General features: G+C 60.8%; 12 protein-coding genes and 1 pseudogene. 1 reads left to right on the top strand and 12 read right to left on the bottom strand.

Features of this window, described 5'->3' with window-relative positions; all coding sequences use genetic code 11:
* Positions 1–199 precede the first annotated feature (199 nt).
* From JK213_RS02195 to secA, 12 genes and pseudogenes are all read right to left on the bottom strand, one after another.
* Complete coding sequence (locus tag JK213_RS02195) at positions 200–634, bottom strand: GH32 C-terminal domain-containing protein (RefSeq protein WP_322783036.1); 435 nt, start codon at positions 632–634, stop codon at positions 200–202.
* 87 nt (positions 635–721) lie between these two features.
* Positions 722–1711 (bottom strand): annotated as a pseudogene (locus JK213_RS02200) (glycoside hydrolase family 32 protein); the annotation flags it as partial.
* A 105-nt stretch (positions 1712–1816) separates the two neighbouring features.
* A complete protein-coding gene (tolB, locus tag JK213_RS02205; protein ID WP_194261903.1) occupies positions 1817–3178 on the bottom strand; it encodes a Tol-Pal system beta propeller repeat protein TolB in 1362 nt (453 codons plus the stop codon).
* A 16-nt stretch (positions 3179–3194) separates the two neighbouring features.
* The gene (locus JK213_RS02210; protein ID WP_099285462.1) at positions 3195–4190 is read right to left on the bottom strand and encodes an energy transducer TonB; all 996 of its coding nucleotides are present in this window, start codon (positions 4188–4190) and stop codon (positions 3195–3197) included.
* A gap of 12 nt (positions 4191–4202) precedes the next feature.
* Positions 4203–4643 (bottom strand): protein TolR, encoded by a 441-nt coding sequence (gene tolR, locus JK213_RS02215; RefSeq protein WP_194261902.1) that lies wholly within the window; start codon positions 4641–4643, stop codon positions 4203–4205.
* A 3-nt stretch (positions 4644–4646) separates the two neighbouring features.
* Positions 4647–5438, bottom strand: a complete 792-nt coding sequence (gene tolQ / locus JK213_RS02220) for a protein TolQ (RefSeq protein WP_194261901.1) — start codon at positions 5436–5438, stop codon at positions 4647–4649.
* Positions 5439–5467: 29 nt separating this feature from the next.
* Positions 5468–5893: a tol-pal system-associated acyl-CoA thioesterase gene (gene ybgC, locus JK213_RS02225; protein WP_194261900.1), complete on the bottom strand. Its 426-nt coding sequence runs from the start codon at positions 5891–5893 to the stop codon at positions 5468–5470.
* A 52-nt stretch (positions 5894–5945) separates the two neighbouring features.
* Complete coding sequence (ruvB, locus tag JK213_RS02230; protein WP_194261899.1) at positions 5946–6995, bottom strand: Holliday junction branch migration DNA helicase RuvB; 1050 nt, start codon at positions 6993–6995, stop codon at positions 5946–5948.
* A complete protein-coding gene (gene ruvA / locus JK213_RS02235) occupies positions 6992–7594 on the bottom strand; it encodes a Holliday junction branch migration protein RuvA (RefSeq protein ID WP_077802342.1) in 603 nt (200 codons plus the stop codon). The genes ruvB and ruvA overlap by 4 nt, the downstream gene beginning before the upstream one ends.
* On the bottom strand, positions 7591–8097 hold the full coding sequence (gene ruvC, locus JK213_RS02240) for a crossover junction endodeoxyribonuclease RuvC (RefSeq protein WP_041111979.1): 507 nt from the start codon (positions 8095–8097) through the stop codon (positions 7591–7593). The genes ruvA and ruvC overlap by 4 nt, the downstream gene beginning before the upstream one ends.
* Positions 8094–8843 carry a YebC/PmpR family DNA-binding transcriptional regulator gene (locus tag JK213_RS02245; RefSeq protein ID WP_194261898.1) on the bottom strand — a complete coding sequence of 250 codons (750 nt, stop codon included), beginning with the start codon at positions 8841–8843 and terminating at the stop codon, positions 8094–8096. The genes ruvC and JK213_RS02245 overlap by 4 nt, the downstream gene beginning before the upstream one ends.
* A 34-nt stretch (positions 8844–8877) precedes the next feature.
* Positions 8878–11643 (bottom strand): preprotein translocase subunit SecA, encoded by a 2766-nt coding sequence (secA, locus tag JK213_RS02250; protein ID WP_194261897.1) that lies wholly within the window; start codon positions 11641–11643, stop codon positions 8878–8880.
* A 312-nt stretch (positions 11644–11955) separates the two neighbouring features.
* On the opposite strand from secA, the gene JK213_RS02255 reads away from it, so the two are divergent.
* Complete coding sequence (locus tag JK213_RS02255; RefSeq protein ID WP_194261896.1) at positions 11956–12888, top strand: peptidylprolyl isomerase; 933 nt, start codon at positions 11956–11958, stop codon at positions 12886–12888.
* Positions 12889–12892 lie beyond the last annotated feature (4 nt).

The raw sequence follows: 12892 nt of genomic DNA on the forward strand, positions 1-12892 counted from the left end.
CAGACAGGAATCGGTTCCGATCCCTGCATGCCAACCTTGAAAATCAGTGGCCATAAGCGCCCATACTCATGACTCGAATCACCGGTCAAGTGCCGTGTTAACGCCGGTTAAATGTGAAAAGTTCGATTCATAATCGGAACCAGAAATTTCGGCATAAATGTCACAGCTATTCTGAAGAATGTGGCAGAATTCTGCCACATCATCGAAACCAGCGTGCTTTCACGCTCCTGAAACATGCGCTGCCTGCGTAGCTGCCCAGCGTTACAGTCGTAGCATGAGGAGGGGGGAATACCACCTCTGTCATCCTGACGAGTCCGTCAGCAGCGAAAATCTCGACCGAACTCCGGTCCACAATAACTCTCAGACGAACAACCCCATCCTGTGGAGAAAGGGGTGCCACATGGCGCGTCGTAAAGGTCGTGTCCGGTACCAAAACCCCTGACCGACTGCGGTCTACAACCAGTTCCCGACGTGTGGGGTCGTAGAGGATCTCGGTGCCAAACATGCCATCCTCCGTCGCCGCCACAGTCAGCACCGCCACGTCTCCGTCAGGCCCAATAATCAGTTGGAGTTCAAGCACCGCATCCGCGAAATCCGTACAGTCCGCAACGCTATCGGGCAGCTTCCAAGCCACTTCCGCTTCCGGACGGATGTCGCTGGCGACAAAAACCTCGACCGGAGCGCCAAGACTGACGGGCTTTTGCTTCAGCAGAAGCGTGCCATCATCCTGACGGACAAGGCACAGATGCGCGGGAAGCGTCATCAGGCCGCGCCACGGAGCCGTCGGGGTCTGGTTGGCGTAGTTCCAGTTGCCCATCCAGCCGATACTGACGGGCGTGGGCGTTCCGGCAAAACAGACAATCGCATAATTGTCCGGCCCTTAATCCATCCAACGATACTGCCAGGGATCATCTGTGGCCGTTGACTGCTCTGCGGGCGTGAAGATCGTGCCGTCGAAATCTCCGACGTAATAGAACGTCCCAGATCCACCGGTCAGACCACCGGGATTGACGCTGACGATCATCACCCAGCCGGAAGCCCCGGCCTCCCCCTCAATCGGGAGCCGCGCCAAAACCGGCACTTCCCACAGCATGTCCGGCGTATGATAGCCGGACGGGCGAAAGTCACTGAGGAATTCCCAGTGCAGAAAATCTGTGGAACGGAAGAGTTTAACCACCTGCTGTTCGGCCTCGACCGCCGTCAGCACCCAGTATCCACCCTCTTCATACCAGCACAATGCCGGGTCCCGAAAATTCCGGGATACCGGATCAAGCGTCAGAACCGGATTGTGAACGTAGCGCGTCCAGGTCGCGCCACGATCCAGACTGACCGCAACCAAAACCGCCTGTGTGCCGTCTTCCTGCTCGCCCGGCATGTCGCGGAATACGCTGGTGTAGAGCGCCAGAAGCGGAGAATTTTCGTCTGTTCCCAGACTGCTGCGATTGTCTCGGTCATAAATCACCGTGCCGGAATAGATCTGCTCCTGCGGTGTGGACGGCAGCGCAATCGGTTGCTCTTCCCAATGCAGCAGATCCCGACTGGTCGCATGCCCCCAGGAAATATAGCCCATGACGGGCTCGACCGGATTGTGCTGGTAAAAGAGGTGATACACACCATCAATCAGGATCGGCCCGTTCGGATCATTCATCCAGTTCCGGGCCGGGGCATAATGCAGCAGCGGACGCCACTGCCGTGTCTCCTGAAGGGACATGGGGAATTCTCCTGTTCAAGCAGTCTTTGCGACGCCTTACAGGAAAAAGGGTTCCCCACCCTTTTGCAAATCCGCGCCTCCGAACCGGAAGCGCGGAACACAGCCTCAGCCGTTGCGCGGTGACCAGGCCGGGTCGGACGCACCCGTCGAGGTCCGGATCGGACGCTCGTTAAAGCCCGTAATGTCGATCGTCCCGATCCCCGATGCAAAGCCCGCACCGCCCGCACCGGCTGCGCTCTGGCGGCAGAACGCCAGCACACGGCCATTGGGGCAGAAGGTCGCGCTATCAACGGTAAAGCCCTGCGTCAGGATGCGTTCACCGCTGCCATCCGGGTTCATCACACCGAGCGAGAAGCCGCCGCCGCCGATGCGCGTAAAGGCGATCAGGTCTCCACGCGGGGACCAGACCGGTGAACCATACTGGCCGGTGCCATAGGAAATCCGCTTGGCCGGACCACCCGACGCACTCATGATATAAAGCTGCGGGCTGCCACCGCGATCCGAGTTGAACACGATCTGGCTGCCATCCGGGCTGAAGCACGGGCTGGTGTCGATTGCGCCATTGGAATTGGTGATCTGCCGCTTCGCACGCGAGGCCAGATCTACAATGAAAATATCCGACCCGCTGCCACGCGTAGCGGACAGCACGACGGAACCGCCGGTCGGCGAAAAGCGCGGGGCAAAGGAAATGCCCGCGAACTCACCCAGAATCTGCTGACGACCGGATGCCAGATCGAACAGATACACGCGCGGACGGTTGTTGGCGTAGGACATGAACGCAATCTGGTCGCGCACCGGGTTGAAGCGCGGCGTCAGCGTCAGCCATTCGCCGTTCGTCAGCATCCGTTCGTTGGCACCATCCTGATCCATCAGGGCCAGACGTGTGATCTGATGATGGCGCGGACCAGTACGGGCGATGTAAGCGATGCGGGTGTCGAAATAACCCTTCTCGCCCAGCATCCGCTCATAGATCACGTCTGCAATAATATGCGCGATGCGACGCCAGTTGGATGTCGAGGCCGTATAGGCCGTGCCCTGAAGCTGCTGGCCGGACAGCACGTTCCACAGACGCATCTCAACACGCACACTGCCCGAACCGATCGCCTGTCCGGACACGGCCGCACGGGCCCCCTGCGCCTTGAGCGCGCTGAAATCAGGCGTGGAGCCGGGCGGCACGTCGCCGCTCATGACCTTGAACAGGCCGGTGCCGTTCAGGTCGGACGTGATCACACCGGAAATCTGTTCACCCAGACCCGCCCCGAAATTCGGGATGACAATGGGGATCGGCTCCTGCCGGGCCTGGTCGACGGTGATTTCAGCCTCACCGGGGCCAGAGGCGGCTGCGGACTGGGCAAAAGCGGCCAGAGGCGTTGCCAGAAGGCCACCAGCAGCGGTGGCTCCCAGAACGGAGCGGCGCGAAAACAGCGCGCTCAGGGCCTCGGCGTCGGTATCGGGAATGAAGGACATGAGACTTCCTCGTGGATTACGGCCTGAAGACAAAACGCAGCTCATGCGTCTGACCAAGCATCTTGGAGGGAATGGGAAGATGGGCACAGGTGGGGCTCAGCACCGCATCCCGCGCCCGCTCCGCCAGAACGCGGTAAGACGGATCGGAGGCCATTTTCGCAGCCGTATCAGGCGCAAATTTGACAATCCGCGCCTCACCGGTCGCATCGACGGTCACGACCATATGCGCGACAAAGCTCGCATAGTTCCGTGCCTCGGTATCTTCAGTATAGCAACGGCGCACAGAACCGCCGATAGCCTTCTGATCCGCCATGGACAGCGACTTGGTAATGTCGCCGTTCGGCACACCACCACCGTTCGGCGCACCACCCTGCGGCGGATTGGCTTTCGCGGTCGGCGCATGGGTCTGCTTCTGATCGGCGCGGAAATTATCCAGCGTTGCCAGCAGCGAATGACTGTCCGCTTCCGTTTTCTTGGCCGCGTTCGGCTGCGTCATATGCGAAAATTTCGGCATATCCGGCAGCTTGTCGGCTTTCTGTGTCTGCGGGCTCGGCGGCGCGACCATCGTCGATTTCGACGGCGGTGACGGCGTGGGCGGTGACGCTGGCACAGGCTGCGGGGACTCATCCGTCATTTTCGGCGGAAGCTTGATATCCGGCAGCTTCTGCGGCGGCGTCTCCGGCGGAGGCGGCACAGGCTGGGGCGGCGGAGGAGGCGGAGGCGGTTCTTCCGTCGGCGCTTTCAGAGGAGGCGTCGGAGACGGAGGGGCCTCGTTCTTCACAGGCGCGGGAGCCGGAGCGGGCGCAGGGGCCGGATGATCGGCCTTGACCGGATGGGTCGGCGGGCCAGCCTGCTCGAACTCCATCTGCACCGTGGGTGGTTCAGGCGGTTCGGGCGGTTTTTCCGGCGGGATTTGAACAATCAGATACGCGATCAGTCCCAGATGAATGGCGACTGATCCGTAAAGCGCATGACGAAAACGCCTGTTGTCAGAGCGGCGTGGACGGACCACGGCAGGCGCCTCTTACTGGCCGCTCTGGGGCTGCTGCGCGAGAAGCGCAACATGCGTGAAACCGCCCGACGTGATCTGGCCCATGACCTGCATCACCTGTCCGTAGTCGATATGAGCATCGGCACGAACAAAGATGCGGTGGGTCGGATCGTTCTGCGACTGCGCCTTGAGCTGCTCGATCAACTGGTCGGACGTGACCTGCTGGTCTCCCAGATACAGCGAGCCATCCGTGCGCAGAGACACGGTGATCGGCTTGGAATCCGAATTGACCGGGCTGGCATCCGTCTTCGGCAGATCGACATTGACGCCACTGGTCAGCATCGGCGCCGTCACCATGAAAATGATGAGCAGCACCAGCATGACGTCCACCAGTGGCGTGACGTTGATTTCCGAGGCGGGCCGACGCTTGCGGCGTCCGCCTCCTCCAGCCCGTCCTCCCGCAGACATCCCCATGGTTCAGGCCTTCCCGCCGGTCGTATCGTCCGCACGTTCCTCGGACTGACGCGACAGAATAGCCGCGAACTCGGTGCCGAAGGCTTCCATGCGATCCGTGAACTTCTCGAACGAGTTGCTCAGACCGTTATAGGCAATATAGGCCGGAATAGCCGTCACGAGACCAATGGCTGTTGCGAACAGGGCTTCGGAAATACCCGGCGCCACAACGGAAAGATTCGTGTTGTGCATCTGCGCGATGGACGCGAACGAATGCATGATGCCCCAGACCGTTCCGAAAAGACCGACAAACGGCGCCACCGGGCCGATCGTCGCGAGGAAAATCAGGCGGCGCGTCAGGCGATCGTTCTCACGCATGATGGTGATGTCGATGGCGCGGTCCACGCGCTCGCGTACGCCACCTCGCGACAGATCGATGCCACCGATGCGGGCGGAACGGCGCCACTCGCCCATGGCTGCGCCGAAGACGGCCGCCATTGGATGCGTCGGGCGCGCACCGTCGGATTCGTAAAGATCGTCGAGCGATCCGCCCGACCAGAAACGGTCCTCGAACTCCGTCGCCTCGCGGTTGACGCGACGGATGAGGATGATTTTTTCCGCAATGATCGCCCATACGCCGGCGCTGCACAGCAGCAGACCCAGCATCACCAGCTTTACAACGATGGAGGCGTGCAGGAACAGGTCCAGAGGCGAAAGACCGGTCGCACCGACCGCCCCAAGCGCACTCGAACTTACCTCATGATCCACTGTTCTCTCCTGTACAGATCCTGTCCCTTGCGGGTCAGGACTCTCCATTGCACTTCACGCGGAAACAGGAAAGTGGGTCAGACCTCTCCTGCCTCCAGTTTTCTCACTGCATCACGCCAGCGAGGCGGAATTTTGGCAGGTTTCATGTCAACGGCACTCAGACAGGCCAGTTCCACGTCGATAACCGTAGCGGTTTCGCCGCCTCCCGAATAATTCCGGACGGTCTGACAAAGTTTCAGCCGCGTCGGGGTCATGGCGTCCAGCGCCGTCTCGATTTCCATCTCATCATCGAGTCGAAGTGGCGAGCGATAGCGAATCGCCGCCTGACGCACGACGAAGACCAGTCCAAAATCGTTCAGAAGCTCCGTTACGGACGCATCCGCCTCACGCATTGCCTCGCTCCGCGCCCGCTCGGCAAAACCGAGATAGCGCGCGTGATAGACAATGCCGCCTGCATCGGTGTCTTCGTAATAAACCCGGAACCTGATCTTGTGCGTGGCCATACTGTCTCTCCAGTCATGGTGCGCCCATCCCCCGAACCGTGTTCAGGAACTTTCAGGGCGCGGAATCGTCCTGCTCCAGCGTGGAAAGCAGGTCCACCTGGCTCGCTGGCGGCGTAAGACCGAGATGACGCCATCCTGCCTCACCCAGCATCCGCCCGCGCGCCGTTCTCAGAACGAGCCCTTCCTGAATGAGATAAGGCTCGATCACGTCTTCCAGCGTATCGCGTGCTTCGGCAAGCCCTGCCGCCAGTGTTTCCACACCGACCGGGCCACCGTGATGATGCTCGGCAATCCGCTTCAGATAGCGCCGGTCCATCGCATCCAGCCCGCGTCCGTCAACCTCAAGCCGCCCCAGCGCCGCATCCGCCAGCGCCCGGTCCACAACGGCCTGTTTCGAGACGAGCGCAAAATCCCGCACGCGGCGCAGCAGGCGCCCGGCAATCCGGGGCGTCCCACGCGAACGACGGGCGATTTCTTCGGCACCATCATCCGTCAAACGCATCCCGAGCTTCACAGCCCCGCGCGAGACAATCGCCCGTAGTTCTTCCGGCGTATAAAATACCAGCCGCAGCGGAATCCCAAACCGGTCCCGCAGAGGTGTCGCCAGCAGACCAGCCCGCGTGGTCGCGGCCACAAGCGTAAACGGCGCCAGATCAATCCGCACGGAGCGCGCGGCAGGCCCCTCGCCAATAATCAGATCGAGCTGAAAATCCTCCATCGCCGGATAGAGGACTTCCTCGATCGCGGGCTGAAGACGATGGATTTCGTCAATGAACAGCACATCGCGCGGCTGGAGATTCGTCAAAATCGCCGCAAGATCGCCCGCACGCTGGATGACCGGACCGGACGTTGCCCGGAACCCTACGCCCAGTTCCCGCGCGACAATCTGCGCCAGTGTCGTCTTGCCCAGACCCGGTGGTCCGTGCAGCAGAACATGATCCAGCGCCTCACCCCGCGCCCGTGCGGCCTCAATGAAGATGGCAAGATTTTCGCGGCTGGCTTTCTGGCCCGTAAAGTCCGCAAGCGTCTCAGGACGCAAACCGCCCTCGCCCGTATCCTCGGGCTGACGGGCCGGATCAGTTTCGCGATAGATGTCACTCATCGCGCAAGATCCTTCAGGCTCAGACGGATCGCCAGATCAAGCGTCGCATTCTCGTTCTCGGCCAGAACTTTGCTCAGAACCGGCCACGCTTCGGCCCGTCGGAAGCCAAGCCCCGCAAGCGCCAGCAGTGCATCATTCTCGACACTCGGCCCGGAGACGATTCCCGGCGCGGACACAGTCCCGCCGCCGCCCGGCATTTTCGCGACCTTGTTGCGAAGCTCGCTCAAAATCCGATCCGCCAGACGCGGCCCCACACCCGCAGCCCGCGTCAGCGAGCCTTTGTCCCCGGCATTGATCGCCAGAAGAAGCTCGCCCGGACTGTTGGCCGACAGGATCGCCAGCGCCACTTTCGCGCCCACGCCCTGAACGGTCGTCAGCAGGCGGAACCAGTCCCGCTCATCCGTCGTCGCAAAACCGAACAACTGGATCGCATCCTCGCGCACGATCGTTTCGATCAGCACGCGCGCCACGGATGGCGGCTGGGGCAGTGCCGCCAGCGTGCGGGTCGATGCCGACACCACATAGCCCACGCCATTAACATCCACGATGCAACGCTCGCCCTCGATCTGCCCGACAAGTCCAGTCAGTTGCCCGATCATGCCATGCGCTTTCCGGCCACGACATGCGCCGCACTGGCCCGGTGATGGGCATGACAGATCGCAACTGCCAGCGCATCGGACGCATCGGCCTTGCGAATTTCCGCGCCCGGCAACAGCCGCTTCACCATCATCGTCACCTGTTCTTTGGTGGCAGACCCGGTCCCGACCACGGATTTCTTGACCGTCATCGCACCATATTCCGCAACCGGCAGCCCTTCATAGGCAGGCGTCAAAAGCGCCACCCCGCGCGCATAACCGAGCTTGAGCGTCGAGGAGCCATTACGGTTGACGTAGGTTTCCTCAACGGCGGCTTCGGCTGGCGCATATTCGCGGATCAGCTTCTTCAGCGCCCCGTGCAGCTCGCACAGGCGCAACGGCACGGATTCAGACCCATCGGTCCCGATGACACCCGACGCCACATGCTTCAGGTGATTGCCGTCCACGTCGATGATGCCCCAGCCCATGAAACGCAGGCCAGGATCAATGCCCATCAGACGGATCAAGCAGCCAGCGCCTCGGCAACGTCGTCAGGAATATCGAAATTCGCGTAGACGGCCTGAACGTCGTCATTATCTTCCAGAACGTCGATCAGCTTCATGACCGAACGTGCCTTGTCCTCGTCCAGCGTCACGCTGTTTTCCGGACGCCAGTCGAGCTTGGACGACTGCGGCTCGCCAAAACGGCTTTCGAGCGCATCGCGGACAGCAAAGAAATTTTCCATCTCGCAGGTGACTTCATGGCCATCTTCGGTGGTCACGGCATTGTCCGCACCGGCTTCGATCGCGGCTTCCAGCATGTCGTCTTCGGACGCCACATCCAGCGGATAGTTGATGACGCCTAGGCGCTGGAACATGAACGAAACCGAGTTCGTCTCACCCATCGACCCGCCATGCTTGGAGAAGGCTGCGCGCACTTCGCCCGCCGTGCGGTTGCGGTTATCCGTCAGGCCTTCAACGATGATCGCAACGCCAGCCGGACCATAGCCCTCGTAACGGACTTCGACGTAATCGTCGCCACCCGCCGTGCCGGATGCCTTCTTGATAGCGCGCTCGACATTGTCCTTGGGCATGTTGACTTCGCGCGCCATGGACAGCGCCGCACGCAGACGCGGATTGGACGCAGCTTCGGGCAGACCCGAACGCACGGCAACCGTGATTTCACGCAGAACCTTGGCGAACTGCTTGGCCCGCTTGGCGTCCTGCGCACCTTTGCGGTGCATGATGTTCTTGAACTGTGAATGACCGGCCATCGGTCGCTCCTTCCTCTATCGTCGCGTCAGAGGCTCAGGCGAGCCTGCCATGACAGTGTTTGAACTTCAGACCTGATCCACACGGACACAGGGCATTGCGCGGCGTCTCGGCATTCCAGCGTTGAAGCGTCTCGGCATCAGGCTCCCCCCCTGCCGAAACAGGCTGCGGACGCGGCGTGAACGGCATCGCAGGCGAGAAAGACGCCACCGGACCGGGCGCCGGAATTTCAGAACCCGTCGTACCCTGCGCGAACAGTCCCGCAGGCTCCTCGGATGGGCCGGACGTCTCGGTATTGATGACAGGGAACGGCGGCGGCTCGGAGACAGCCTGAATGCGGCACATCGTCTCCGTTACGCGAACCCGCATGTCATCCAGCATCGCCGTGAACATCTGGAAGGCTTCTTGTTTGTACTCGTTCAGCGGATCGCGCTGACCATACGCCCGCAGACCAATACCCTGACGAAGCTGGTCCAGCCCATGCAGATGCTCTTTCCAGACTGCATCAAACGTCGTCAGTACGACCTGCTTTTCGATCAGACGCATCAGCTCGGGGCCCATATTGGCCGTCCGGGCTGCCTGTGCCTTCGCAGCTTCGGCCTGAATGCGCTCAATCACGCTTTCAGAATCCATGTCGTCTTCCTTCGCCCAGTCCGCGATCGGCAGATCCAGGTTCAGAATACGGGAGACCTCACGGGTCAGCCCTTCCGTATCCCAGGCTTCAGCGAAGGATTTTTCCGGAATATGGGCATGGACCAGATCTTCGATCGTGTGTTCACGCAGTTCGGCGATCACACCCGAAAGGTCTTCCGTCGCCATGTATTCGCGGCGCTGGGCGTAAACCTCCTTGCGCTGGTCATTCATGACGTCGTCATATTTAAGCGTGTTCTTGCGCATATCGAAATTGCGCGCTTCGACCCGCTTCTGCGCCTTTTCCAGAGCCTTGTTCAGCCACGGATGAACGATCGCCTCGCCTTCCTTGAGGCCCATTTTCTGCATCATCGCGCCCATGCGGTCGCTGGCGAAAATGCGGATCAGATCGTCTTCAAGCGACAGGAAGAAGCGCGAATTGCCCGGATCGCCCTGACGTCCCGAGCGGCCACGAAGCTGGTTGTCCACACGACGGCTTTCATGGCGTTCCGTGCCAATCACATACAGACCGCCTGCGTTATGAACTTCCTCGTGATGCTCCTCGACGCTTGCCCGGATGTCCTGCTCGACAGCCTCGCGCTGCGCCTCGTCTTCGACGTTCTCGATGCTAGCCTTCACCAGCATCTCGATATTGCCGCCCAGTTTGATGTCGGTTCCGCGGCCCGCCATGTTGGTCGCAATCGTGATCGCACCCGGCGCACCCGCCTGCGCGACGATAATGGCTTCCTTTTCATGCTGGCGGGCATTGAGCACGTTATGCGGAATGCCGCGCTGCGTCAGGATATGGGAGAGATATTCGCTCTTCTCGATGGACGTTGTGCCCACGAGAATAGGCTGACCCGTCTTGTGGATATCGCGGATCAAATCGGCCACGGCATTGAACTTTTCCGCCGCCGTCAGATAGACCTCGTCATCCGTATCGATCCGCTGAACCGGCAGGTTCGTCGGGATTTCCACCACATCGAGATGATAGATTTCCGCGAACTCGTCGGCCTCGGTCATGGCCGTTCCGGTCATGCCGGACAGCTTCGGGTAGAGACGGAAATAGTTCTGGAACGTGATGGAAGCGAGCGTCTGGTTCTCCTGCTGGATCTCCACATGCTCCTTGGCTTCCAGCGCCTGATGCAGACCGTCCGAATAGCGGCGCCCGTCCATCATACGACCGGTGAACTCGTCGATAATAACGACCTTGCCCTCACGCACGATGTAATCCACATCCCGCGTGAACAGCGTATGCGCCCGCAGGGACTGCTGGACGTGATGCACCACCGCCACGTTGTGAATGTCGTAAAGGCCACCTTCCTGAAGCACCCCGGCCTGCGCCAGAAGTTCCTCGACGCGGTGCGAGCCTTCTTCGGTCAGCGTGACCGAACGCAGCTTCTCGTCCTTGTCGTAAACATCCGGCTCTTGAACGAGCTTCACGACCACATCATCGACAGAGCGATACAGGTCGGAGCTGTCATCCGCAGGGCCGGAAATAATAAGCGGCGTCCGCGCCTCGTCAATCAGGATGCTGTCCACCTCATCCACGATCGCGTGGTTGAACGGACGCTGCACCATGTCGGCGAGCGAATATTTCATATTGTCGCGTAAGTAGTCGAAACCGAACTCATTGTTCGTGCCGTAGGTGATATCCGCCGCGTAGGCGTCACGACGCTCGCCATCCGACAGGTTTGGGATGATCACACCCGTCGTCAGCCCGAGGAAGCTGTACAGAACGGACATTTCCTCGGCATCGCGTCGCGCAAGATAGTCGTTCACCGTGACGACATGCACACCCTTGCCACTCAGCGCGTTCAGATAGACTGCAAGCGTTGCTACAAGAGTCTTGCCCTCGCCGGTCCGCATCTCCGCGATCCGGCCGCCATGAAGAACCATGCCGCCAATGAGCTGCACATCGAAATGACGCTTGCCCAGAACCCGGCGCGATGCTTCGCGGCAGACCGCAAAGGCTTCCGCCAGCAGGCCATCGAGGGTTTCGCCCTTCTCAAGCCGCTCCCTGAACTCGACTGTCTTGTGCCGCAGCTGTTCGTCAGAGAGTGCCTGGACCGCAGGCTCCAATGCATTGATCTCGGGCACACGGCGCTGATACGCCTTGAGCGTGCGATCGTTGGCAGAACCGAAAAGGGCGCGGGCGAGGCGTGCGAACATGCTGAACCTTGAGATGCCGAAGACCCGGAACGCCAGATCTTTCCAGAACCGGAAAGACCCGCACACCGTGCCGTCAGGATTTTCACGTCTGCTGGAAATAGGACCGGGGCCGCGTAGGGTCAATGGAGAGGCCGCAGAGAACCTTGAGGAAATGTCCGCATTGTCATCGCAGTGTCACATCAAACCCGTAGACCGCACCCATCCGACACCCTCGTGAAGGAATGGTAACGGACCGCACCCTTGCAGGGCGGACCAGCCTTTGTCATGGTGCAGACCATCCTTATTCTCAGGTTACATCCGAGGTAGTCCCACATGCGGCTTTCCCGCTCCACTTTCGCTCTCGCAGTCCTCATGGCCAGCGCATCGGTTACGGCATCGACGGCTTTCGCCGCTCCTGCTGCCGCTCCCGCAGCGGCCCCGGCCGCAACGGCTCCTGCAGCAGCCCCCGCCGCCAACCCGGACATGCTGATCGCCACCGTCAACGGTTCAAAGATCACGCTCGGTGACGTGCAGCGCGCTGCTGGCAACCTCCCGCCGCAGGCTCGCCAGATCCAGCCGTCCGTTCTGATCCCGCTGATCGTCAACCAGCTCGTTGACCAGAAGGCCGTTCAGATCGCCGCCGACAAGGAAGGCCTGAGCCGCAAGCCGGACGTGAAGGCTGCCATGGACGCTGCCTCCGCGAACGCTCTGCAGAACGCCTATCTGGAAGAAAAGGTCGGCCCGCTGGTCACTGATTCCACGCTGCACGACTTCTATCAGACGCATTATGCGAACAAGAAGCCGGAAGAAGAGATCCACGCCCGCCACATCCTCGTGGACAGCGAAGCGCAGGCCAAGGACATCATCGCCCAGCTCAACAAGGGTGCTGATTTCGGCAAGCTCGCCGCACAGCTCTCCAAGGACAAGGGTTCGGCTGGCGCAAATGGCGGCGATCTCGGCTGGTTCAAGAAGGCTGACATGCTCCCGGCCTTCTCTGCTGCCGCCTTCGCCATGAAGCCGAACACAATCTCCCAGACGCCGGTTCACACCCAGTACGGCTGGCATGTGATTCAGGTTCTCGCGACCCGCACGGCCCCGATTCCGACCTTCGATCAGGTCCACGACCAGGTTCGTCAGGAGCTGATCCGCGACAAGGTCCGTGACATCGTACAGAACGCCGAATCCCAGGTGAAGGTCGTTCACTACGACTCACAGGGCAAGGTTATCCCGGACGCAGCTCCGGCTGCCGCACCTGCAAAGAAGTAAGACT

Origin of the sequence: Gluconobacter sp. Dm-44 (assembly GCF_018256175.1) — a bacterium.
In the GTDB taxonomy this organism is placed as follows: domain Bacteria; phylum Pseudomonadota; class Alphaproteobacteria; order Acetobacterales; family Acetobacteraceae; genus Gluconobacter; species Gluconobacter cadivus.

What these genes read in the sequence shown, in the direction of transcription:
- tolB (WP_194261903.1), bottom strand. Translation starts at nt 3,178, where the DNA reads ATGTCCTTCATTCCCGATACCGACGCCGAGGCCCTGAGCGCGCTGTTT.
- JK213_RS02245 (WP_194261898.1), bottom strand. Translation starts at nt 8,843, where the DNA reads ATGGCCGGTCATTCACAGTTCAAGAACATCATGCACCGCAAAGGTGCG.
- tolQ (WP_194261901.1), bottom strand. Translation starts at nt 5,438, where the DNA reads ATGGAGAGTCCTGACCCGCAAGGGACAGGATCTGTACAGGAGAGAACA.
- ruvB (WP_194261899.1), bottom strand. Translation starts at nt 6,995, where the DNA reads ATGAGTGACATCTATCGCGAAACTGATCCGGCCCGTCAGCCCGAGGAT.
- ruvA (WP_077802342.1), bottom strand. Translation starts at nt 7,594, where the DNA reads ATGATCGGGCAACTGACTGGACTTGTCGGGCAGATCGAGGGCGAGCGT.
- tolR (WP_194261902.1), bottom strand. Translation starts at nt 4,643, where the DNA reads ATGGGGATGTCTGCGGGAGGACGGGCTGGAGGAGGCGGACGCCGCAAG.
- ybgC (WP_194261900.1), bottom strand. Translation starts at nt 5,893, where the DNA reads ATGGCCACGCACAAGATCAGGTTCCGGGTTTATTACGAAGACACCGAT.
- JK213_RS02255 (WP_194261896.1), top strand. Translation starts at nt 11,956, where the DNA reads ATGCGGCTTTCCCGCTCCACTTTCGCTCTCGCAGTCCTCATGGCCAGC.
- secA (WP_194261897.1), bottom strand. Translation starts at nt 11,643, where the DNA reads ATGTTCGCACGCCTCGCCCGCGCCCTTTTCGGTTCTGCCAACGATCGC.